The organism is Prevotella brunnea (assembly GCF_008016795.1).
In the GTDB taxonomy this organism is placed as follows: domain Bacteria; phylum Bacteroidota; class Bacteroidia; order Bacteroidales; family Bacteroidaceae; genus Prevotella; species Prevotella brunnea.
The window spans coordinates 25,331-49,523 of the sequence record NZ_SDIK01000007.1 but is presented as its reverse complement, the minus strand read 5'-3'; the positions used below and the strand labels follow the sequence as shown (position 1 = coordinate 49,523).

Sequence of the window (24,193 nt, the reverse complement as noted above, 5' to 3'; positions counted from 1 at the left end):
GACGAACAACTCTCGTTCATGATACATCAGGGAGTTCATGATTAATGACTGAAGGGTAACAAAACCCTCGCTGCTGCTTGTGTAATTCGAAATAATTTCCGAAATTTGCGAATGTGTAAGTTTCATTTTTTTCTTTTTTAAAGTTATCAAATACAAAGATAAGAAAAAAGGAGCTTACACACTTTTATAGGACAGTACCACCTTTTACATTGCAAAAGCTTAGCTTTGGAAAAGTGAAAGCTAAGCTTTGGATAGAGGAATAAAGAAAAATTTAGGACATTATTGAACTTTTCCCATATCGCCCAATTCTAATGAAACAAAGGGGTTATTCAATATCATCTGTTGGTTGTAAGTCAAGTTCTTTAGGGATGACTGGTTAGTAAATTGCTGAATAACAAACCTATATAATTGAATATTTCTAATGGCGGTCATTAGAAAAAACTAAAGATGTTTCTAATGACCGATTTGAGATAAAGGAATTCTCACTGCCATACGACACCAAGAGTTCCTAATGATAGATTTGAAATTACAGTATTTGGACTAAAACTCGCTTGTGAAATGAAATTTTATTTTTTTGAAATCTTGTTGCGCCATGGAAAGCACGTACCCGGAATCTGCCAAGAATACATCCCGCCCTTCGGTATCTTTCGCCATATATTGATATTTCCGCTTTTTGAAGTTTTCAAGTTCCTCGCTATTCTCTGCCTCAATCCAACAAGCCTTGTGTAGATGTACCGGTTCCCATCGGCATTTAGCGTTATATTCATGTTCGAGGCGATATTGAATGACCTCGAACTGCAATTGCCCTACTGTTCCGACAATTCTTCTGTTGTTGAACTGGTTTACGAATAGTTGCGCCACACCTTCATTCATTAGCTGCTCCAATCCTTTCATGAATTGTTTTGACTTCATGGGGTCGTCGTTTTCTATGTATTTGAAAAGTTCCGGAGAGAAACTGGGTAAGCCTCTAAAGTGAATTTTTTCTCCCTCCGTGAGCGTATCGCCAATTTTGAAAAGTCCTCCATTATCGGGTAGTCCCACAATGTCTCCCGGATATGCCTCATCCACAGTGTTCTTTCTTTGTGCCATGAACTGGGTGGGAGACGAGAAGCGAACAGTTTTGCCATTCCGCACGTGAAGATAAGGTTGGTTGCGTTGGAACTTCCCTGAGCAGACCTTGCAGAAAGCGATGCAACTACGATGATTAGGGTCAATGTTTGCCGTGATTTTAAAGATAAAACCGGTAAATTTTGTCTCTTTTGGTTCTACCGTGCGTTCTTCCGCCTTTGTAATGCCCGGACTTGGGGCTATCTCTACGAAGCAATCGAGCAACTCTTGTACGCCGAAATTATTGAGCGCGGAGCCGAAAAAGACCGGTGCGACATTGGCAGAGCGATAGTTCTCTACGTTGAACTCCAGGTAAACACCATTGATGAGTTCCAAATCGTTTCGGAGTTGTTCTGCAAAAGAATCGCCAACACGATTGTCCAACTCGTCTGAATTGATGTCCACTTCTACGGTTTCAGTAACTCTTTGTTTATTTGGTGTAAACAAGTTGAGCTTCTGTTCATATATGTTATAGACCCCTTTGAAGCGTTGCCCTTGACCGATAGGCCATGAAAGTGGACGAACTCCTATTTGTAGTTCTTCTTCCAACTCATCAAGTAAATCGAATGGGTCTCGTCCCTCACGATCCATCTTGTTGATAAAGATAATGACTGGCGTATTACGCATGCGGCACACATCCATCAGTTTGCGTGTTTGCATTTCCACACCTTTTGCAGAGTCAACAACGATGATGGCCGAATCCACGGCTGTCAGTGTTCGATAAGTATCTTCCGCAAAATCTTGGTGTCCCGGTGTGTCAAGTATATTCACTTTGTAGCCTTCGTAATCAAACTCCATCACAGAGGTGGAAACCGATATACCGCGTTGCTTCTCTATATCCATCCAGTCGGAAGTGGCCGTTTTGCGTATTTTATTGCTTTTCACGGCACCCGCCACTTGGATCTGACCGCCGAAAAGCAGGAATTTCTCCGTGAGTGTAGTCTTACCTGCGTCCGGGTGTGATATAATGGCAAATGTTCTTCTGCGTTCTATTTCATTCATTGTGGTGTTATGCTTTGTTTTTTAAATTCTCCACACATCTTGTCAGGCTGTCCGTCCAATATGGGATTTTCGTATCGAATGTTTTTTTTATTTTTGTTTTATCAAAGACCGAGTATGCAGGTCGTTTCACCGGAGAGGGAAACTCCTCGCTGTGGCATGGCAGAATTTCACAATGCGTGTTGCCCATCAGCTCAGCTATCTTTTTAGCAAAATCATACCAACTGCATACTCCTTCATTGGAAAAATGGTAAATGCCCGTGTTTCCTTCGTATTTACCTTTCTCTACGATATCAAAAATAGCGTTTGCCAAATCCCGTGCGTATGTGGGTGTGCCACATTGGTCGAATACGACCTTTATCTGTTTTTTGGTTTCTATAAGATTTAGAATAGTCTTCACGAAGTTGTGTCCGTGTTCTCCATAAAGCCATGCAGTGCGAAGGATAATATATTTCCCACCTATGGCGCGGATTTTTTCTTCTCCGTGTAGCTTTGTAAGACCATAGACACCCGTTGGAGTTCCTTTTTGTTCCTCTGTACAAGGAGTATTGTACGGATCATTGCCAAAGACATAATCCGTACTGATATGCACCAAAAGTCCGTTCACTTCTTTCATTGCAAGAGCTAAGTTCGCGGGTCCATCGGCATTCAACTTCTCTACTATCTCACCGGCGGTTTCGGCTTTATCTACGTTGGTCCAAGCCGCGCAATTGACAATACACTTTATATTATTTTCTTTGACTGTTCGACGAACATCGTTCAAGTCGGTGATATCAACTTTGTTATAGCCATCGCAAATGTCGGTGAACAGATAGTTGTTGTTACTGTCTTTGGACACTTCCTGCATTGTTTTGCCCAGCATTCCGTTGGCACCCGTAACCAATATATTCATAGCTTTGTCATTATGTCCTTAAATTCGACTTTTGTCTTAACTGTATTCTTTTGGCTGTTATTTGTCTTCGAATACAAGTCCCTCTTGCTTGTCCTTGATGTAATAATCGGACAACATACCCAATAGTGTTGTAATCTCTTTGAGAGCTGCCGATGTCTCCTTGCTGATTTCTTTCTTCTGAAGCCGGAGCATCATGACGCCATAGAGCACGTCGAAGCATGTTTCCACCTCGCTGTGTCCAAGGTTGGCAGCTATTTCCTTGAGGTGCTTATCGTTCTTGATGGTCATGCGGTCGGCTACCTGTTTGGTTTTACCTCGAAGTTCCACGATGAAAGGCAGGACACGATAGTACTCTGCGGAATAGAATGGAAATTTCGAGGATGCCAACAGGCGAGCGTGTAGCTCTGTCAGGTCTTGCATGAGGATTTTATTAATTTGCAGATGTCCGCTTTCCCTGCATCCTTCTTGTTTCATCATTCTCACGAGATTGCCAAACCAATCGCTTTCTTCTTCTTTTTGCTCGGTAGTATATTGGAATTTGTTGATATATTCCTCCCGAATGCGCGTTAATGAACATCCGTAAGCGCGTATGATATCTTCTATCTGCCACATGTAAAGCAGATACTCCGCAATATTCTTTTTTCTTAATTCCTGTGCTACAAACATATTCTTGATTTTTTCCCAATGACATTAATAATATGAGGGAAGGTGGTAAAGGTTGAATAAGGTTCCAATGAGCATGATTAACGAAAAAAGTACAACCAGCGACCCAATCACCTTGTTGATAATCACTATGCCATTCACATCGAAAATGGCTCTTATCTTGTTTACCAGCCATGTTAGTCCGTACCACCAGACAAGAGCTCCTATGGGAATACAAGCAAACCCGACAATCATCTCAAAAGGGCGGGATGGCTGTACGAAAGCAAATTGCGCGTAAACAGCCATCAGCAACAAAATGATGAGAGGGTTGGAGAAAGTAACGAGAAACGCCGTGAACCCATTGTGGAAAAGCGTTCCTTTCGTTTTCCCACTCTTGTGTAATTTTCTTGCGGGATTTGAGATGAAACAATAGATGCCAAAAAAGAGAAGAACGATACTGCCTACTATCTGAAGGAAGAATTGATATTCGGGATTTTGCAAGGGCTCCATGATAAAACTCATTCCCAGTCCTACTATTAAGGCATAGATGAAATCGCTGATGGCAGCCCCTATTCCTGTAACAAATCCGTACCAACGACCTTTATTCAAGGTGCGTTGGACACACAAGATGCCTACCGGTCCCATGGGGGCAGAGGCAATAATACCGATTAAGATACCCTTGAAAATAAAATCGAGTATATCTATTTGGATTGGAAAAGGCATGCTCATAATTCGGATGCAAAATTGCAAAAATAATACGGAATAAGCAAATTTACTCAACAAAAGTTTGATGTATTCCACTTTTTTAATATCTTTGCCTGTGATAAACTAAACAAAAACGAATATCAAATGGATATACAAGAACAGAAGCCTTTCGTAATTGGATTGGATTTGGGAGCGACAAATTCTGTTTTCGGAATTGTTGATCAACGAGGGCAAGTGCTCGCTACGAACGCGATAAAAACCCAAGCTTATAAGACTGTTGAGGATTTTGTAGATGCCGGTGTCGAAGCCATGAAGCCCATTGTTGCTAAAGTTGGTGGAATAGGGCAAATAAAAGCAATGGGAATAGGAACACCAAATGGGAATTTCTATAAAGGAACCATTGAGATGGCACCGAATTTGTCGTGGGGGCATGATTGTGTTGTGCCTTTAGCAGAGATGTTCTCGAAGCGTTTAGAAGTTCCCGTCGGATTGACAAACGACGCTAATGCAGCGGCTATCGGTGAGATGCAATATGGAGTAGCCCGGGGCATGAAAAATTTTATCATGCTTACTTTGGGAACAGGTGTAGGCTCCGGAATAGTCATCAATGGTCAAGTGGTTTATGGCTCGGACGGTTTTGCCGGTGAGTTAGGTCATGTTACCATGGTTCGCGGAAAAGAAGGGCGATTATGTGGATGTGGTCGTACCGGTTGTTTGGAAGCATATTGTTCGGCAACGGGAGTGGCTCGCACCGCTCGTGAGTATTTGCAATCTTCGGATGAACCATCGGAATTGCGGAATATCATTCCCGAAGAAATAACCTCTTTGGATGTTTCCATTGCTGCGGGCAAAGGAGATAAATTGGCAAAACGAGTATATGAGTTTACCGGTGAAATGTTGGGAGCAGCTTGTGCTGATTTTGCGAGCTTCTCTTCGCCGGAAGCTTTTGTGTTCTTCGGAGGGCTGACGAAAGCCGGTGATTTGCTGATGAAACCCATTATGGAGTCGTATGCCAAACATGTCTTTAAAATCTTCAAGGACAAACCCAAGTTCTTGGTAAGCTCTCTTGATGATGGTGCCGCAGCCGTGTTGGGGGCATCTGCCATTGGATGGGAATTATAGGAATATTATAGTTTGGAGTCGATGCTTTACAGCATTGGCTCCTTTTCAATTTATAAATAGGGAACAACCCAATAATGTCCTAAATATTCTTCATCCATCTATCCAAAGCTCACCTTTCACTTTCCAAAAGCTTACCTTTTGCAATGCAAAAGGTAAGGAATTGAAGTGCAAAAGCTTACCTTTTAAAATCAGATTAATATTATACTGATTATCAGTGAGTTATAGGCGGACTTTCGGATGTTGCATTTGTCATGTTATTTCGTAATGATGATAGAGGTGAATGCTCTGTGTCAAGAATCTGTTTGCCACCATCTGAATACGATTGGGGATATAAGGAGGTATACGCCATATTATAGTTAGAGAAAAACACATCACGTCTTAAGGTTTATGCGATGTAGTGTGAGTTTCCTAAAAAATATTAGAACACTATTGGATGTAACTGTATCTTTTTACGTTTTTTTCTTGGATTATCGTTTTTTTTGCAATAACTTTGCGATTATAAAAAGAAAGAACTGGTTTTATAAAGCAAGATGAAGCAAGCGGAAGATATAAAAAATGCTATAGAGGTAATGAAAAAAGGTGGCGTAATTCTCTATCCCACTGATACTGTATGGGGAATTGGATGTGATGCCACAAATCCGGATGCTGTAGCTAAAGTCTATAAAATTAAGCATCGCGATGACTCAAAAGCATTGGTCTGTTTGGTTGATTCTGATGCTCGGTTGCAAAAGTATGTCAGGAATGTTCCGGAGGCAGCTTGGCAACTTATTGATGCGGTGGTAAAGCCTACGACGTTGATACTTGATGGAGCTGTGAATTTGGCTTCTAACCTCATTGCACAGGATGGCTCGATAGGGATTAGAATTACGAAAGAAGCATTTTCAAAAGAATTGTGTTTCAGATTTCAGAAGGCTATCGTAAGCACTTCCGCGAATATCAGCGGTCAGCCTGCAGCACAGAATTACAAGGATATCTCGGAAGAAATATTAAACGCGGTTGATTATGTCTGCGAAACACGTCGGCAGGAACATTATCCCCATCAACCTTCTACCATCATTAGAGTGGGGACAGAGGGAGAAATCAATATCATTCGCAAGTAAAACCAAAGTGAACTGCCTTTTTTAGCATAAAGATAAATAACGATAAAGTTACGAATAAACAAGCAATGCTCGCTGAAAATGTCATTGTACAGATAAACGATTGGCGCAAAGAACACATTTCTGACCGTCAGTTCGTGTTGTTCTTGGCTTTTGTCGTGGGCTTTTTCGCTTCCGTGGCGGCATACGTACTTCATGTGATAATCAAGGAGATAGAAACACTTATCACTTCCGGATTTAGGGTAATGACCATTAACTGGTTGTATCTGTTGTACCCTGTTATCGGGATATGGCTCACAAGTCTTTTCGTAAAGTATGTGGTTCGCGATAATATCTCGCATGGCATTACACGTGTCTTGTACGCAATTTCCACCAAACGCTCAAAACTTAAAGGACACAATACTTGGACTTCGATAGTAGCTTCTGCCATCACCATAGGATTTGGCGGTTCCGTCGGAGCCGAGGCTCCTATTGTGCTAACGGGCTCGGCAATAGGAAGCAATCTGGGAAGCATCTTTCATATGGATAAGCGCACCTTGATGTTACTCGTTGGGTGTGGTGCTACTGCTGCCGTATCCGCAATTTTCAAAGCTCCCATTGCGGGACTCGTGTTCACGCTTGAGGTCTTGATGGTCGATTTAACCATGGCATCGTTGTTGCCCATACTGATAGCATCGGTAACTGCGACGTGCTTCTCTTATTTTTTCACGGGCAGCTCGGCAATGTATGATTTTAGGGTGGATTATTTGTGGAGCTTGAGCAGAGTTCCTGCCACCATTCTATTGGGTATAGGATGTGGCTTCCTCTCATTGTATTTCATGCGCGTGATGTCATGGTGTGAGGATGGCTATTCCAAACTTTCCACGCATCCTTATAAACGATTGCTTGTGGGAGGATTGGTACTTTCCTCTCTAATCTTTTTATTTCCGGCGTTGTACGGAGAAGGTTATGGCAGTTTGGGCATTTTCATTGAGGGCAAAACGGAGGCAGATTGGAATCGGGTGTTAGGCAACTCGATGTTTGCGGGTGAAAGCAAATTTCTTATTCTTTATGTGGGCTTGGTGATGATTACCAAAGTCTTCGCTACCAGTGCTACAAATGGTGCAGGCGGTTGTGGAGGAACATTTGCCCCATCGCTCTTTATAGGCGGTTTCGCCGGTTTCTTCTTTGCCAGAATATGGAATATGAATCAAGTGGGAGTTTATATCCCGGAGAAGAATTTCACGTTATATGGCATGGCAGGTGTAATGGCTGCCGTTATGCACGCTCCACTCACCGGAATATTCTTGATAGCAGAATTAACCGGTGGCTATAATTTGTTCATTCCACTTATCATTGTGACTATCAGCTCTTATCTTACCATTAACATTTTCGAACAACACAGTATTTATGCTGTTCGGTTGGCTCGACAGGGGAAACTCATTACCCATCATATTGACAAATCGGTATTGACATTAATGAGTATGGACAGTCTTATTGACAAGAATTTCACGTCCGTTGACCCGAATATGGAAATGGGGAAAATGATTCATGCCATTAGCGCGAGCAGAAACAGTTATTTACCTGTGGTTAATGATAATGGAACTTTGCTTGGTGAGGTGGACATTACTAAAATACGTCATGTAATATTCAGAACTGAATTATATAAACGTTTTGTAGTCGGACAATTAATGACACAGCCGGCTGCCTTGTTGAGCGTTAACGATCCTATGGCACAAGTAATGAAAGTGTTCGAGAAAACCGGAGCTGAAAATCTTCCGGTGATAGATGTGGACTCCAGACTTGTTGGATATATTTCTCGTACACGATTGTACAATACCTATCGTCGCTATGTCGCCGATTTCAGTGCGGAATAGATGAGGCTCATCATACTACTGATATGCAATAACTATGAATAAGGAAGACTTGAGAATTGTTTTCATGGGAACACCGGAGTTTGCCGTGAGTTCTTTAAAAGCGTTGGTCGCAAACGGATATCATGTTGTGGCGGTGGTTACTCAACCGGATAAACCGGTGGGGAGGCATCACGACACGGTTCAGTTTTCTGCCGTGAAGCAATATGCGCTTTCAATAGGATTACCGGTTTTGCAACCGGAAAGAATGAAAGATCTCCAGTTTATAAATGCCCTGAGGGAATATAACGCTGACATGCAAGTTGTTGTGGCTTTCAGGATGTTACCTTATGAGGTTTGGTCTATGCCACGATTTGGCACATTCAATGTTCATGCAGCTTTATTACCACAATATCGAGGTGCAGCTCCCATTAACTGGGCTGTCATCAATGGGGAATCTGAGACCGGGGTAACAACGTTCTTTCTTGACGATGACATTGATACGGGAAGAATTATTCTTCAGAAGAAATTCACTATCCCGCCAACGGCAAACGTAGAGTATGTATATGACGGATTAATGGCTTTAGGAGCAGAAGCTGCTTTGGAAACCATTGATTTGATATTGGCACGCGTAACTGCCGATATGAGCAAACAGGGGTTTGGAGAGGTCTTGAAGAATATCAGTAATCCTCAAATTGGGGATGATAAGGATTTAAGGATTGCTCCCAAGATATTCAAGGAAACTTGTGAGATAGATTGGAATTGCAGCTCAACGGATATCAATAATTTTGTACGAGGTTTGTCGCCTTATCCGGGTGCATGGTCTAAGTTACGTCTTATTGATGAGAAAAACTGTAAAACGAAATCTTTGCCTGATAGAAATGCAGTGATGAAAATATTTGAGGTTGCAAAAACAGACGAGAGAAGTATTGGTGAACCGGGAACATTTCACGTGCTTCGGAATAAGTTGTTTGTAAATACAGAAGATAACCTTTTGGAATTGAAGTGCGTTCAGATGTCCGGTAAGAAGCGCATGGATGCGCAGTCTTTTTTGAATGGTTTTCAATCTGTTTCAAGATATATGTTAGAAAGTGTAGGTAAAAAATAATAATTAAAAATATCTGTTATGAATAGTTTTATTGGTTCGTTAATTGTTGGTGGTTTAGCCGGATGGTTGGCAGGCTTTTTTGTGAAGAAAAACAAGTCGGGTTGCATCTGGAATATCATTATTGGTTTGTTAGGCGGTGTAATAGGAGGGAATATTCTTTCATGGCTGAACGTTGATTGGGGCGGTGGCTTTTGGGGTTCTTTGGGAACTGCCCTTTTTGGTTCTGTCCTGATGCTTTGGATATGGAATAAAGTTAAAAAGTAAGCTACACCCTGCTTATTGGTTTATTTTTTAGTGGCGAGTATCAAGCGAAACATCAAAGTATATGATGTAAGTTTGTTTTATTGTCGCCGCATCTGTTAGTCCCTCATCCGTGAAAGATTTTATAATACAAAATTATGGTCATGTTTAAGAAAATATTTGATTGGTATTTCACAAAGAACGCTCTTCCTTATTGGATAGTGTTGCTAATTGACTGTTTGATATGCTATTTTGCCGGAATTTTTGTTTTTTGGTTATATTACCATGGTGTTGTTACGTTTGCAAATCTTGGATTGTTGTCTAAAACAATCTTAATTTATATGACGCTTAATTTAATAGGTTTCCGCATTTTCAGAACCTATTCCGGTATCATTCGTTATTCTTCTTTAGCAGATATTCGGCGAGTAACCTATGCAATGCTTTTCTCATTGATTCTTGCGGAGATAATTCATTATTTTATTAATGAAGTGCATTACCCTTTTGTACATTTAGAGGGCAGGCAAATTATCGTCATGTACATATTTGCGACAATCGGTATGAGTGTATTCCGGTTATCAGTGAAGTCTCTGTATGATTTGATGATAAGTTCCAAGCAAGGTGTACGAACGTTAATCTATGGCATTCAGGAGGGAGGATTAGGATTGGCAAGAAACCTTGAGAATGATCGGCAGACAAAATACTGTCTTAAGGGCTTCATAGCTCATGATAGTACTTTTAAGGGGCGTGTCTTGATGGGGACAAAGGTATATTCCGTAAACGAGAAACTATCCGACTTTTTGAAATCCATGAATATTCAAGCGGTGTTGGTATCCCCCATACAGATAGATCGCTTCCGGGCAGATATGCAGTTGCAAGATATTTTGTTAAATGCGGGAGTTAATATATATTTAGCGCAAAGAACAAGGGAATGGTCAGAGACGGATGATGACCTTTCTCACATTCAACTCCAAGAAGTAAAAATAGAAGATTTACTTCCACGTGATGAAATATCTGTGGATATGAACGCCATAGAAAGCCTGTTGAAAGGGAAACGAATCATGATTACGGGTTCCGCAGGTTCGATAGGAGCAGAGATGGTAAAACAAGTAGCAGCTTACGAACCATCGGAATTGATATTGGTGGATCAGGCTGAAACGCCTCAACATGACATTCGCCTGATGTTAAATTTCAATTTTCCACATATCGAGGCTCATACCATCGTGGCAAGTATTGCGAATTATGACAGAATGGAAATGATATTTTCAGAGTATAAACCGGAATTCGTTTTCCATGCTGCCGCCTACAAGCATGTTCCGATGATGGAGAATAATCCTTCTGAAAGTATTCAGAATAATATTTTGGGTACTAAAGTGCTTGCTGATCTTAGCGTGAAGTCCGGAGTAAAGAAATTTGTTATGATTTCTACTGATAAGGCGGTAAATCCTACCAATGTGATGGGATGTTCGAAGCGAATTTGCGAAATCTATTGTCAGAGTTTGAATGCTAAGATAAAGAAAGAAAATTCGCCTTCCGGAACTCAGTTCGTTACCACGCGGTTTGGCAATGTATTAGGGTCGAACGGCTCGGTTATCCCTTTGTTTACGAAGCAGATAAAAAGTGGTGGACCTGTTACGGTTACCGATCCGAACATCATCCGCTTTTTCATGCTTATTCCTGAAGCTTGCAAACTTGTATTGGAGGCAGGAACACATGGGAATGGTGGGGAAATTTTCGTGTTCGATATGGGCAAACCGGTTAGAATTGCAGATCTTGCCATGCGTATGATTAAACTTGCGGGCGCGAAGGGCGTGAAGATTAAATATACAGGGCTGCGTCCCGGCGAAAAACTCTATGAGGAAGTTCTAAGCACAACCGAAAATACACTTCCCAGTTTCAATAAGAAAATTCGTATTGCCAAAGTAAAGGAATATGATTATGACAATATCAACCGGCAAGTAGAAGAGTTGATAAAAATCAGTCATGGTTATAACAATATGGATATAGTTCGAAAAATGAAAGCCATCGTTCCCGAATATATCAGTAATAATAGCGTATATTCCGTATTGGATAAGGAGGGAAAATAGTTGAAAAGGGGATAGGCACGAAAACTTCGTGACTCAAAAGCAAGTTCTTGTAAAGCAGCTCTTCTATCAACGTTCTTCATTTTTTCATGATAGACGTGAAGAGGTACTTTAAACATATTGTATGTTCAAGAGTTTACAACTCCCATTCAGTGCAGTCGCTTATTTGTTAATGCCGGCTTTCCAAGGTTTTGACACAGAATGCCGTATCTTGTTGAAACTACCACCTATTGGTAATCCAATTACCACCCATTGGTAATCCAATTACCACCTATCGGTAATGTAGTTGTTCTGTGGAAAGTGCAGTGGCGAAGCGACTGATTTGTCAGGATGCTATTATCTATTCCACCAATGTTTTTTCTTTTTAGGTTTCTCTCCGTACGATGGATTGGGGTGATTATAGCCCATGCTTTCCCACGTTTCGTGATTTTTCACCATTCTGTATATGGTTCCCCAATCGGGTAAGCCACCGAGGTTTCTGTCATCAATGAACATATCGGCTTTCAGTTTGCGTGAAAAATGATTGTTTTTTCCTTTCTCTTCTTCCGGGTAGTCTTTGTTTACGGCCCAGAAATCAACTCCTCTTTCGTGGCACCAGTCAATAGCCTCTTGGAGTAACTCTCCTTCTCTCACGCTCCATAGTATGAGCTGATGCCCATCTTTTATGAGTTCTTTTAATGTTTCTGTTGCAAAGACAATTTCTTTCCCAATCTTGGGATATTCATGTTCTACTATCGTTCCGTCAAAATCAACTGCTATTATCATTTTTATTTTGTTTAAAGCAAAAAGTGTGTTGCTCCAATATGAGCAACACACTTTTTAGATTTGTGTTTTTATCGTTTTACCGAATTATCATTCTTGTTGCTGTAATGGCTGTAGCTGTAGCCACCATATTTACCATATTTGCCGTATTTGGAAATGCCGTATTTACCATATTTGCCATAACCGTAGTAATAGCCATACTTCTTCTTCGACATATCTATTCCATTGAGTACCAGTGCCATATTTGGCAGCTTGTTTTCTGCTGATAGTTCGTTAATCATCTCAAATGTAGATTTCGGCGTGTAGTCGGCGCGGCACATATATACTGAAGCATCGGCAATTCGTCCTATTTGCAGTGTATCAGTTACCAAGCCGACGGGTGCTGTATCTATAAGTATGTAGTCATACTCTTGTTTCAGTATATCGAATATAATCTTTAGAGAATTTCTCTCAATTAATTCGGATGGGTTTGGAGGAACCGGTCCTGCCATCAAAAGGTCGAGGTTCTTGTTTACTTCGGATGGGAGAATTTGCTCTCTGACCTCCTCTGCGGTAGGCTGATTCTTGACAAGCAAGTTTGTTATTCCGTGTTTATGATCTCTGATGCCGAAGAGTTCTGCCAATCGAGGCCTTCTGATGTCAAGTCCAACCAAAATAACCTTTTTGCCTAAGAGTCCGAAACTGATGGAAAGATTGGAGGCAGTAAAGGTTTTACCCTCACCTGATGTGGACGAGGTGAACAAGATGACTTTCTGTCCTTCGGTGAGCATGAATTGTAAGTTGGTTCGCAAAGAACGGAAAACTTCTTCCATCTGGTTATTTCTGTTTTCATGAACCACGATGTCAGCCTTGCCTTTTGCCTGGTTGCTGGCAATTGGCACATCCGCGATAATCGGCAGTTTGGTAAGTTGTTCTACATCATCACGTCCCTCAATGCGATATCTGAAGAATTGTACGATGAATATGAATCCGGCAGGTAAGAATAATCCTAACAGGAAAGCACCAAGCATGATTATCGTAGTTCTCGGGCGCACCTTGCCTATAAATTGTGGTTCATCAATCAGTTTGCCTTTGTCCACGGTGGCAGCTAATGAGATGTTGTTTTCTTCACGCTTTTGTAGAAGCATAAGATAAAGTCCTGCTCTTACTTCTTGCTGTCTGCCAAACTGGGTGAGCATTCTTTCTTGTTGTGGTGTTTGGGCGACATTGCTGTTGTATTTGCTGAACTGTTCCGCAATGCCACTCTTTTGGACTTCCAAGTTTTTTCTTGATGTCTCAATGGCAGTAAGAATGTTGGTGTTTAAGGTGCGCAACTGGTCGGTGAGCGGCTCTACCACCGGAGACGTTTCCGAAGCACTCCTTAGCAATCTGTTCCTCTCGAGAACAATCTCATTGTATTTCTGTATTAAGTTGGACGTGCTTGCATCGTTGATTCCAACATTCGCAGGAATGACGTGTGAGAAATTCCTTGCAGCACTTCTCACCTCTGACGCGATATTGTTGAACAACTCTATTTGCACATCGGCATCGGCAAGTTTTTGCTCGTATGTGTTTTGGTTGGACACGTTGGCACTTGAGTTCATTTGCAGTTCAACCATACCGTGATCTTGTTTATAGTTCTGCATCTGTCCCTCAGTCTTTCCAAGCTCGCTGTTGATTTTCTGCAAGCGATTATTGATAAACTTATCGGTCCTTAACGCGATGAAATTCTTGTCCTCGTTTGCCTGACGATTATAGACAATAGCAAGTTGTTTCAAATAGTCGATGGCGCGTTGTGGTATCTTGTCCGTTATTTGTAGTTGGGCAATGGAAGTCATCTTGGATGTTTGTGCCACTTTTAATGCACCTACATATCTGCTTGCGACATACTTGGGGGATTCTATTCTTACCAATAGAGATTCTCCATCTTTCAAGCCATGTCCCGAATTGGTGTCAATAGTGATGACTCCTGCACGTGTGTTGATTCTCGCAGGTAGCGAGGAGAAACTTTTTTTCAAGGAGAATGGTCCCTCTGACTCTCGTTCATCAATGGGCACCGAATATATGCCGACAACATTATATACCGACCCTTTCCTTGTTATGGTTAAATCAATGGGTTTGTTCAGTAGTTCCAAGTGAGCGGCATCAATATCTACATTTAGGGGCTGGTTCTGGTAATAGGGTTGGTTTACCACTCGTCCCTTGCTGCTATAGCTTACATAAATTTTCATATCCCTAATGGCGTCTTGTGCCAATGAGCGCGAGGCCAATATTTCCATCTCGTTGTCAATACCTGTGGAATTAGATATGATGCCCAAATTCGCCATATTTTGTAGGGATGACTTCCTGCTGTAACCATTGTTGTCGTCCTGATCCTTGATTAATAATTTTGCAGAAGCCTCATAGATGGGTGTGGCATATCGCAAATAAATGGCAGCTAAACCAGTGCAAATAATGATTGAAAGTATGAACCAATACCAATATAGAATAACCGTACTGATGATTTTCATGAAATCAAAAGAAGATTTTCCTTCCTGTTCTCTGTTTTCCTCTTCGCTGTATTTTTTATCTTCCATAAGTTTCTTGTTGTTGCTTTTATTTATTATGTTCAACCATTTTCAGTAAGTATTGTCCATACTGATTTTTCGACATTATCTGTGCACTTTTAATTAGTTGTTCTTTACTAATCCACCCTTTTTTAAAAGCAATTTCCTCCAAGCATGCTATTTTTAATCCTTGTCTTTTTTCGATACATTCTATGAATGTGCTTGCCTCATATAAGCTGTCGTGTGTTCCTGTGTCCAACCATGCAAATCCTCTTTGCAATGTTTGAACTTTGAGCTTGTTTCTTTTAAGAAATTCTTGGTTTACGGAAGTGATTTCTAATTCACCTCTTGCTGAAGGCTTGATGTTCTTTGCGATTTCAATAACGCTATTGGGGTAGAAATAAAGTCCTACAACGGCATAATTGCTTTTAGGATTTTCCGGTTTCTCTTCAATGCTCAGGCAATTACCGGCTGCGTCAAATTCTGCGACCCCATATCTTTCCGGATCATTGACAAAGTATCCGAATACAGTTGCCTTGTTTTCTTTCGCAGCTGTATCTACACTACTTCTAAGTAAGCCCGTAAAGCCCGACCCATAAAAAATGTTATCACCCAAGACAAGGCAGACGCTATCATTACCTATAAACGGCTCTCCTATAATAAACGCCTGTGCTAATCCGTCAGGTGATGGTTGCTCGGCATATTGAAATTCAACCCCAAACGCACTTCCATCGCCCAATAATCTTTTAAAACTTGGTAAATCGCTGGGAGTTGAGATAATCAAAATCTCTTTTATTCCTGCCAACATCAAAACCGAAATAGGGTAGTAAATCATCGGTTTATCATAGATAGGAATCAATTGCTTACTGACACCTTTTGTAATAGGGTAGAGGCGTGTGCCTGAGCCACCAGCAAGAACAATACCTTTCATTTCAATGCTCTGTTAATTGTTTTCTGAAATAGATTAGACCTTTTGCTTTCATCTTTTTACGGCTGAAGCCATATAATACTTCGAGGCGTTCGGTCCTATCTGTTTCCGAGTTATTCATATACTGCTCGCAAAGGTAATAATTAAAATTGATATTTTAACATTGTAATAAAAAAAATATCCAAGGTAATCAAAATCTTATTTTATTTTATTAACTTTGCATTTGAAGAAAAACTAACGAATTAAAGAACATTATTAATAACAAACTTAAATGGGAATAATTTCTAAGATATTCAAGAAGAATAAAGGCGATGGTGAAAAAATCGGTGGCATGAATGACTACATGGCATTGGTGAGGGTCTATTTTCAAGCTGCTTTAGCTTCTAAGTTAGGCATCACCAATTTGGCGATGTTGCCGGATTTACGTACTTATAAACAAACTTTCCATGTTCCAACGGTCAATAATAAATTGGGGGTGGGAGAGAAGAATAGTGTGCGGAAGACAATGAAAAACCTATATGGGACAGAAGATCTGTTTTTCGACGAAATTGATGTGAGTATTAAGAAAAACTGTAAGAAGTTGCAGGATTCGCAAACTTATTTATATCAATTTCAGGCATTGACACAAGACTTGATGATGCTGATAGGAAATTTGATGAAATTTAAGTTGCGTATGCCCGGCTTTTTTAAGAAAGCGATTTACAGTATGACGGAGAAAACCGTGAACGATATCTTTGACAAGAACGACTATTCCGATTCTGGTGTGATAAAGACGATCGCTTCCATTCGTCAAATCAACAACAGGCTTGGATTTTCTAGAAAATGGATTACCGACTTCGTGTTCCAAATCATACTGTTAGCAAAAAAAGAGCCGAAGCCTGAAGCGGAAAACCAAAAAGAGATTAAAAGATAATAAGCAACTACGCTCTAATACTTTCAATTGAAAATAAGTGTTTAATAATTTTGTTAAATTAAAACTTTAATGTAAATTTGTAGCCAAAATTATTGTGAGTGTATGAATGCTAATGAGAAAACACTAAATACGTTTGCGACTCGTGTAAGGCAAATGATTCTCCAATACGAAGAGATGAAAAATGCAAATACCGAGTGGCGAGCAAAAGTGGAACAGAGTGAAAAGAAGATCAAAGATCTTGAAGCACAACTGACTCAAGCACACAATGACTACAATTCATTAAAAATGGCTCGGATGATTGAAATTTCTGACGGTGATATGGAGACTGCTCAGAAAAGAATCGCCAAGCTGATTAGAGATGTTAATAAATGCATCACACTCATCAGTGAGAAATAACCTTGAAATATGTCAGACGATAAGTTACATATAAGATTACACGTTTATGATACGGAGCTCTCTGTCAATGTACCTCGTGAAGATGAGGAATATTATCGTTCTGCATCCAAACTAATTACCGATACGGTAAATACTTATTCTACGCTTTTCAAAGGAAAGAAAAACGATAAGGATATCTTATATATGTCAATGCTCGATATAGCTTTGCGATATAAGAAAGAAGGTGCACGCAATGATACTGCACCTTTTAATGAAATTCTTGGTAAACTCACTTCTGAGATTGAGGATGTGCTTAAAGGGAATCAAGAATAATAATCAAAAACAATAATAAATGAGTCCAATTTTAGCAATTATCATTGCTGTTATATGCCTTGTGTTAGGCGGTTTAGGTGGGTATTCCTATTTACGCTATGTGGCAAAAGGAAAATATAATGAGCTAATGGAACAGGCTGATAAAGATGCCCAAGTAATAAAAGAAAAGAAACTTTTAGAGGTTAAGGAAAAGTTCCTTAACAAGAAAAGCGAACTCGAAAAAGAAGTTCATCAGCGAAATCAGAAGATTCAGCAAAGTGAAAACCGTTTGAAGCAGAGAGAAATATCTTTAAATCAACGGCAAGAAGAACTTGCTCGTCGGAAACAAGACGTAGAACAAATGCAGCAACGCATTGACAATGAGAAGAAATTACTCCAAGTGAAGCAAGAAGAACTGGTAAAAATGCAGCAGCTTGAGCGAGCTAAACTTGAGGAATTGTCCGGGTTGAGCGCAGATGAAGCAAAACACCGATTAGTAGAAAGTTTGAAAGATCAAGCCAAGTTGGATGCCGCTTCATATATAAATGAAATCGTTGACGAAGCCAAATTAAATGCCAATCAGCAAGCAAAGAAGATTGTTGTTCAAACTATCCAGCGTGTAGCAACGGAAACTGCCATAGAAAATTCGGTTAGTGTATTTCATATTGACAGCGATGAAGTGAAAGGGCGCATTATTGGTCGGGAAGGACGTAACATACGTGCGTTAGAGGCAGCTACGGGGGTTGAGATAGTTGTTGATGATACTCCTGAAGCTATCGTCATTTCCGCTTTCGATCCTGTACGGAGAGAGATTTGTCGTTTGGCTTTGCATCAGTTGGTTGCGGATGGCAGAATTCATCCGGCAAGAATAGAAGAAGTCGTTTCAAAGGTTAAGAAGCAGTTGGATAATGAAATAATTGAGACAGGAAAACGCACCGCCATCGATTTAGGCATTCATGGCTTGCATCCGGAGCTGATTAGGATAGTGGGAAAGATGAAGTATCGCTCCTCCTATGGACAAAATCTATTACAACATGCTCGTGAGACAGCCAACCTCTGCGGAGTAATGGCAAGTGAGTTAGGGTTAAATCCCAAAAAGGCAAAGCGCGCCGGACTGCTGCATGACATCGGGAAAGTACCTGATGAAGAAACAGAATTGCCTCATGCGCTCTATGGTGGCAAAATAGCTGAAAAATATAAAGAAAAACCGGAGATATGCAATGCCATCGCTGCCCATCACGATGAAATAGAAATGACCAGTTTGTTAGCTCCAATTGTTCAAGTTTGTGATGCGATTTCCGGAGCGCGTCCGGGAGCTCGACGTGAAATAGTGGAGGCTTATATAAAACGTTTGAACGATTTGGAAGCGATTGCAATGAGTTATCCCGGAGTAACTAAAACCTATGCCATACAGGCCGGGAGAGAGTTGCGCGTGATAGTGGGAGCAGACAAGATGGACGATATGGAAAGTGAGGAGTTGAGTTCTGAAATTGCGGAGAAGATACAGAATGAGATGACTTATCCCGGACAAGTCAAGATTACTGTTATTCGTGAAACGCGCAGTGTTTCTTATGCGAAATAATGTCTATTGAAGAGAAAGGGGACATGTTTTTTATGTCCCCAATTTTCTTTCATGGGTAGCACTTCTTTTTTCTAATTTGTTGTGAGTTGTTTTTATTATTTATTGTTTGGACAGCGATACCCTAAGATTATAGATGGATTGAAAGTCAGAAGAAATACGTGCGTCTCCCACTAAATTGCGGATATTACGATAGTTAAAAGTGTTTTGCTTTCTCATATATTATCAATTACATTAAACTTATAAAACACTACAAAGTCGATGAAGAATCAAAAAATGTACGAGGCTGATGATAAAATGATAAGCCTGATTGCCGATAATTACGCCTTGTTACAAGCCTTGGGAAGTTTTGGTATCAATCTCGGTTTTGGCGATAAGACCGTTCGTGAAGTGTGTGAAGCGCAAAATGTTGATACCTACACATTCCTTTCGGTTGTAAACTTTTCCATAAATGGGTACAAAGAGTACGATGATACTGATAGATTGTCTATACCGACTTTGGTTAACTATCTGAAAGCTTGTCACACTTATTATTTAGATTATGAACTTCCTTTCATTCGTAAAAAGTTACTTGATGCGTTGGATGTAAGTGATAATTTCGCGCGTCTGATATTGAAAATATACGATGAATATGCGTTTGATATTCATCATCACATGGAATATGAAGAGAAAACGGTTTTTCCTTATGTCGAATCTCTGTTGGCAGGTAATGCTGACGAGAAATATGACATTGAGACGTTTTCCAAGCATCATACGCAGACAGATGTGAAGTTGCGCGAACTGAAGAATATCATTATCAAATACCTTCCTTCAGATACCAGACACAACAACCAATTGACATCTACTTTGTATGATATATATAATTGTGAGAATTGGCTGGATTTGCATGCTCGGGTGGAAGATGAAATATTCATTCCGGTTATTCGTCATTTGGAAATGAAAAGTAAGCAAAATGATGTTTCTTTGAAAATATCCAATATGATTAAGCCGAGTGGTTCAACGGAAACTCTGAGTGACAGAGAAAAAGAAGTCATTATTTGTGTTGTGCAAGGTATGACGAATAAGGAAATAGCCAATCATCTCTGTATCTCTACGAATACGGTTATCACCCATCGACGGAATATAGCTCGAAAGCTTCAAATTCATTCTCCGGCAGGATTAACCATCTATGCCATTGTCAATAACCTCGTAGATATCAGCAGTGTTAATTTATAATTGTATTCACTTAAGAAAAGTATGAATAAATCTATGATGACAGAAGAACATTTTGAAATTGAGCATGGAAAAATGCCTCATGGTCATCCGCGTATGGCTATTATTGATCCCAATACATTGGCAGTATTGGGGTTAAAGTATATTCTTCAGAAAGTACTACCTATTCTTACGGTTGAGACTTTTTCCAATTTTAGTGATTTCTATCATGCTTCCCCCGATTCGTTTTATCATTATTTTGTAGCTCAAACTGTAGCTTTAGAAAATCGTGCTTTTTTTACTGATAGAATTAATAAGACTATCGTGTTATCCATGACTAATGATCCCAATTCTCAGCTGTCCGGGTTTCATAGTTTTTGCATTAATGTTCCGGAAGATGAGTTAGTGAAGAACGTTTTGAAAGTGGAGCAACACGGACATGCGGGGGGGAAGAATTTTCCTCAAATGCCTCAAATCTTCAAGAATAAGGTTTTGGGAAATCGGGAGATAGAAGTGCTTTCTTTGGTTGTTCAAGGCTACATCAATAAAGAAATTGCTGCAAAACTTTGTATTAGTCCCACGACAGTAATTACGCATCGAAAAAAAATAACGGAAAAGTTGGGAATAAAAAGTGTTTCGGCTTTGACTATATATGCTGTCATGCACGGATATGTTGATATCAATAAGATATAGTTTATAGAAATGCTGCCAGAAGGTGAGCCACCCATCCCTTGAATTTCTGCCATGGTGTTCTCCATTCATTCCAAGTTTTTTCCGTGAGTCTGAAACTCTTTTTCTTTTCGTTTTCGAAGAGTGTGTCCAGCTCTTTTGTTGTTTCTTTGTCAATGATGACGGCATTAACTTCTCTGTCCCACCTTAAACTTCTCGCGTTTAAGTTTGCCGATCCCACCGTGCAGAACTTCCCATCCACCATTATGATTTTTGTGTGATGAAATCCGGGCTTATAAATCCAGACGACACATCCTCCCTTCATTAGTTTATGCGCATTGTAAAAGCCACAATCCGGTGTTAAGGGAATGTCGCTTTTTTCACTCAATAAAATTTCTACCTTCACCCCTCTCTTTACCGCATTTCTAAGAGCGTTTATTAATTTCCGGCTCAATGTGAAATATGGATTGATGATTTTGATACTATCTTTCGCATCATTAATCGAGTTAATGTAGAAGTAGCGAATGATTTCATTTGAAATGCGTGGTTTCCTATTGATGATACCCACCATTTTTTTTCCTGCCGATTTACAAGTATCCGGTATTAGCCCTTTGATATAGTCGGCATTGGATATTCCGCGAAAATATTTACTGCCGATTATTTTTTCTCCTGCCACCATCCACCACATATCTATAAAAATCTTTTGAAGCGTGTTCACTTCATCTCCCTCTATGCGACAGTGCAAGTCGTGCCAAGAACCTATTGCTTTCTTACCTTTTATGTAATAATCGGCGACATTCATCCCACCCGTATATGCTATTTTACCATCTATGATAACGATTTTTCGGTGATCGCGATTAAAAATATCGTGTATCCAAGGAAATCGTATAGGTTTAAACTGATATATCTCTATACCTTTTTTTCTTATCGCATCCAAATGATGTTTTTTCATTGGGCGATTGTTACTGGCATTTCCAAATCCATCGAATATGGCTCTTACCTCAACTCCCTGACCGGCTTTCAGAGCCAATCTCTTCAAGAGCTCCCCATTGATAGAGTCGTTCCTGAAGTTAAAGTATTCCAAATGTATACTCGATTTGGCTTGTTCTATGGCTTTGAACAAGTCATCGAATTTCTCTTGTCCATTAGTTAGCAGCGTAACGGAATTATTTTTTGAGAACCGAATCCCCTTTGCGCGTAGTTGGTGTGCTATCAGTGAATCGGAACTTATGAATATACTGTCTTCTGTTGTGCGATGCGATGAGAGAGTTGATGAATTTGCCCAAATCGCAATCGCACACAAGAACAAGGTAAAGATATATTTTATCTTATTTTTCAATCTTATTTCTTTAATCTGTCATTTTTGTTCGGTTCGTCAAATCATGCAACTGTAATGATCCACAACCCCCAACAATTTCTTTTCCTCATCGCAGACAAGGACCGTGTGAATTTTATATTGATGCATCATTCTTTGAATTTCTGTTATTTTTGTTGTTGGTGCCACCATTTTGGGGGCGGTTGTCATGATGTCCTCAACTTTATGGTCAAAGAATTTCGCTTGCCATTTTTCCATTGCGCGTCTGATATCGCCATCGGTTATCAGTCCGATAACTTTTTCTTCTTCGAGTGAAACTCCTAAGCCCAATTTTCCTTTGCTCACCAATATGATAGCATCTCCCAAGTGGGTGCATTTTGGAATTATGGGCAATTCATCCGACCGCATTACGTCTTGAGCTGTAGTCAGTAAACGTTTGCCAAGCTCTCCTCCCGGATGAAATTGGGCAAAGTCTTTTGGTCGAAACTTTCTGACTTCCATCAGTGCCACAGCCAACGCATCGCCCATTACCAGTGCGGCAGTGGTTGAACTTGTTGGAGCGAGGTTCAGCGGACATGCTTCTTTTTCTACCCACACCTTTATGTGTACTGTGGAATATTTTGCCAATAAGGATTGTGCGTTCGCGCTCATGCCAATGATGGGGATGTTCATGTGGAGCACCATGGGGATGAATCGCAGCAATTCATCTGTCTGTCCCGAATTGGAAAGCGCAAGTACCACGTCATCTTTGGTCATAACTCCCAAGTCGCCGTGATATACGTCCAAGGGATTGACGAAGAATGCAGGCGTGCCTGTCGAAGACAAGGTCGCAGCTATCTTTGCGCCTATATTCCCACTTTTACCCACTCCGGTAACAATGATTTTCCCTTTGCAATGGAACATCAAGCTGACAGCTTTATCGAAGTTCTCATCCAGTTGGTCGATAAGTGCCAGAGTTGCATTTGCCTCTTCCTTAATGCATTGGCTTGCATATTCTCTCACCCTTTCAAGTCTGTCTTCTGCTTTTTTCATAGCAATTTTTCTATTGTTCTTTCAAGGTTTGACAATTCCAACATATTCGCAGCATCGCTCAGTCCCAAATCCGGTTCGGGGTGCACTTCAAAGAAATATCCTGTGGCACCAAAGGCCTTTGCTGCCAATGCCATTGCGGGAACAAACTTCCTGTCGCCTACGGTCTTTCCGTTTCCCGCGCTTGGTCGTTGAACGCTGTGCGTGCAGTCCATTATTACCGTGGGAACTATTTCCTTCATGTCGGGAATGTTCCTAAAATCAACGATTAGGTTATTATATCCGAAACTGTTGCCTCGTTCAGTGAGCCATATCTCTTGGGCACCGCTTTCCCGGCACTTCTCAACAGGATATCTCATGTCTTTTCCACTAAGGAATTGAGCTTTCTTGATATTTACCACCTTTCCGGTCTTTGCAGCCGCTACCAGTAAGTCGGTCTGCCGGCACAAGAATGCCGGTATTTGTATCACATCTGCCACTTTGCTTACGGCTTCAGCCTGACTGCTCTCGTGAATATCGGTCAGGATTTTCAAACCATATTTCTCTTTTACGGCTTTTAGCATTGCCAATCCTTCCTTTAGTCCCGGTCCGCGAAAGGAGTGTAGGCTTGTACGGTTTGCTTTGTCGAAACTGGCCTTGAAAATAATGTCAGTATCAAATTTATTATTCAGGCGAACAAGTTCCTTCGCAACCGTATCAAGAAGTTGCATATTTTCTATCACGCAGGGACCTGCGATAAAAATGTTGTTTCTTTTCATATCTTAATGGAT

At 40.5% G+C, this 24,193-nt stretch carries 22 protein-coding genes and 1 pseudogene; 12 read left to right on the top strand and 11 right to left on the bottom strand.

The genetic code is table 11. From position 1 onward, the window contains the following. The 5 genes and pseudogenes from ETF27_RS11395 to ETF27_RS00960 form a co-directional block, all read right to left on the bottom strand. A pseudogene (locus tag ETF27_RS11395) lies at positions 1-126 on the bottom strand (IS256 family transposase); the annotation flags it as partial. Positions 127-540: 414 nt separating this feature from the next. Then, positions 541-2,109, bottom strand: coding sequence for a peptide chain release factor 3 (locus ETF27_RS00975; RefSeq protein ID WP_130828652.1), 1,569 nt, complete (start codon positions 2,107-2,109; stop codon positions 541-543). Between the two features lie 7 nt (positions 2,110-2,116). Then, complete coding sequence (gene rfbD / locus ETF27_RS00970) at positions 2,117-2,998, bottom strand: dTDP-4-dehydrorhamnose reductase (protein WP_130828653.1); 882 nt, start codon at positions 2,996-2,998, stop codon at positions 2,117-2,119. Between the two features lie 57 nt (positions 2,999-3,055). Continuing rightward, positions 3,056-3,664: a DUF4924 family protein gene (locus ETF27_RS00965; RefSeq protein ID WP_130828654.1), complete on the bottom strand. Its 609-nt coding sequence runs from the start codon at positions 3,662-3,664 to the stop codon at positions 3,056-3,058. 24 nt (positions 3,665-3,688) lie between these two features. Continuing rightward, positions 3,689-4,363, bottom strand: a complete 675-nt coding sequence (locus ETF27_RS00960; RefSeq protein WP_376744088.1) for a LysE family translocator — start codon at positions 4,361-4,363, stop codon at positions 3,689-3,691. A 126-nt stretch (positions 4,364-4,489) separates the two neighbouring features. On the opposite strand from ETF27_RS00960, the gene ETF27_RS00955 reads away from it, so the two are divergent. The 6 genes from ETF27_RS00955 (at position 4,490) to ETF27_RS00930 (ending at position 11,828) form a co-directional block, all read left to right on the top strand. Continuing rightward, complete coding sequence (locus tag ETF27_RS00955) at positions 4,490-5,467, top strand: ROK family protein (RefSeq protein WP_130828656.1); 978 nt, start codon at positions 4,490-4,492, stop codon at positions 5,465-5,467. Between the two features lie 530 nt (positions 5,468-5,997). Next, positions 5,998-6,567 carry an L-threonylcarbamoyladenylate synthase gene (locus ETF27_RS00950; protein WP_130828657.1) on the top strand — a complete coding sequence of 190 codons (570 nt, stop codon included), beginning with the start codon at positions 5,998-6,000 and terminating at the stop codon, positions 6,565-6,567. Positions 6,568-6,632: 65 nt separating this feature from the next. Continuing rightward, positions 6,633-8,420: a chloride channel protein gene (locus ETF27_RS00945; RefSeq protein ID WP_130828658.1), complete on the top strand. Its 1,788-nt coding sequence runs from the start codon at positions 6,633-6,635 to the stop codon at positions 8,418-8,420. A gap of 34 nt (positions 8,421-8,454) precedes the next feature. Continuing rightward, the gene (gene fmt, locus ETF27_RS00940) at positions 8,455-9,504 is read left to right on the top strand and encodes a methionyl-tRNA formyltransferase (RefSeq protein ID WP_130828659.1); all 1,050 of its coding nucleotides are present in this window, start codon (positions 8,455-8,457) and stop codon (positions 9,502-9,504) included. Between the two features lie 18 nt (positions 9,505-9,522). Then, positions 9,523-9,768 carry a GlsB/YeaQ/YmgE family stress response membrane protein gene (locus ETF27_RS00935; RefSeq protein ID WP_130828660.1) on the top strand — a complete coding sequence of 82 codons (246 nt, stop codon included), beginning with the start codon at positions 9,523-9,525 and terminating at the stop codon, positions 9,766-9,768. A 134-nt stretch (positions 9,769-9,902) separates the two neighbouring features. Continuing rightward, positions 9,903-11,828 (top strand): polysaccharide biosynthesis protein, encoded by a 1,926-nt coding sequence (locus tag ETF27_RS00930; RefSeq protein WP_130828661.1) that lies wholly within the window; start codon positions 9,903-9,905, stop codon positions 11,826-11,828. Positions 11,829-12,161: 333 nt separating this feature from the next. Here ETF27_RS00930 and ETF27_RS00925 read toward each other — a convergent pair whose 3' ends face one another. From ETF27_RS00925 to rfbA, 3 genes are all read right to left on the bottom strand, one after another. Continuing rightward, positions 12,162-12,590 (bottom strand): BT0820 family HAD-type phosphatase, encoded by a 429-nt coding sequence (locus tag ETF27_RS00925; RefSeq protein ID WP_130828662.1) that lies wholly within the window; start codon positions 12,588-12,590, stop codon positions 12,162-12,164. 68 nt (positions 12,591-12,658) lie between these two features. Then, on the bottom strand, positions 12,659-15,142 hold the full coding sequence (locus tag ETF27_RS00920; protein ID WP_130828663.1) for a GumC family protein: 2,484 nt from the start codon (positions 15,140-15,142) through the stop codon (positions 12,659-12,661). 19 nt (positions 15,143-15,161) lie between these two features. Next, positions 15,162-16,043, bottom strand: coding sequence for a glucose-1-phosphate thymidylyltransferase RfbA (gene rfbA / locus ETF27_RS00915; protein ID WP_130828664.1), 882 nt, complete (start codon positions 16,041-16,043; stop codon positions 15,162-15,164). 268 nt (positions 16,044-16,311) lie between these two features. Here rfbA and ETF27_RS00910 point away from each other — a divergent pair, with 268 nt between their 5' ends. The 6 genes from ETF27_RS00910 (at position 16,312) to ETF27_RS00885 (ending at position 21,103) form a co-directional block, all read left to right on the top strand. Then, positions 16,312-16,953 (top strand): hypothetical protein, encoded by a 642-nt coding sequence (locus tag ETF27_RS00910; RefSeq protein ID WP_130828665.1) that lies wholly within the window; start codon positions 16,312-16,314, stop codon positions 16,951-16,953. Between the two features lie 102 nt (positions 16,954-17,055). Next, positions 17,056-17,349 (top strand): hypothetical protein, encoded by a 294-nt coding sequence (locus ETF27_RS00905; RefSeq protein ID WP_130828666.1) that lies wholly within the window; start codon positions 17,056-17,058, stop codon positions 17,347-17,349. Between the two features lie 9 nt (positions 17,350-17,358). Next, entirely contained in the window at positions 17,359-17,661 is a 303-nt protein-coding gene (locus tag ETF27_RS00900) for a cell division protein ZapA (protein WP_130828667.1), read from the top strand. A 19-nt stretch (positions 17,662-17,680) separates the two neighbouring features. Further along, a complete protein-coding gene (gene rny / locus ETF27_RS00895; protein WP_130828668.1) occupies positions 17,681-19,222 on the top strand; it encodes a ribonuclease Y in 1,542 nt (513 codons plus the stop codon). A gap of 258 nt (positions 19,223-19,480) precedes the next feature. Then, positions 19,481-20,434 (top strand): helix-turn-helix transcriptional regulator, encoded by a 954-nt coding sequence (locus tag ETF27_RS00890; protein WP_130828669.1) that lies wholly within the window; start codon positions 19,481-19,483, stop codon positions 20,432-20,434. A 72-nt stretch (positions 20,435-20,506) separates the two neighbouring features. Further along, the gene (locus ETF27_RS00885) at positions 20,507-21,103 is read left to right on the top strand and encodes a response regulator transcription factor (protein WP_394348691.1); all 597 of its coding nucleotides are present in this window, start codon (positions 20,507-20,509) and stop codon (positions 21,101-21,103) included. A gap of 1 nt (position 21,104) precedes the next feature. Here the strand turns inward: ETF27_RS00885 and cls are convergent, their stop codons facing one another. The 3 genes from cls to kdsA form a co-directional block, all read right to left on the bottom strand. After that, on the bottom strand, positions 21,105-22,316 hold the full coding sequence (gene cls, locus ETF27_RS00880; protein ID WP_240048096.1) for a cardiolipin synthase: 1,212 nt from the start codon (positions 22,314-22,316) through the stop codon (positions 21,105-21,107). Between the two features lie 138 nt (positions 22,317-22,454). After that, entirely contained in the window at positions 22,455-23,426 is a 972-nt protein-coding gene (locus ETF27_RS00875; protein WP_130828671.1) for a KpsF/GutQ family sugar-phosphate isomerase, read from the bottom strand. Further along, on the bottom strand, positions 23,423-24,181 hold the full coding sequence (gene kdsA / locus ETF27_RS00870; protein ID WP_130828672.1) for a 3-deoxy-8-phosphooctulonate synthase: 759 nt from the start codon (positions 24,179-24,181) through the stop codon (positions 23,423-23,425). Before kdsA ends, ETF27_RS00875 begins: the two co-directional genes overlap by 4 nt. Positions 24,182-24,193 lie beyond the last annotated feature (12 nt).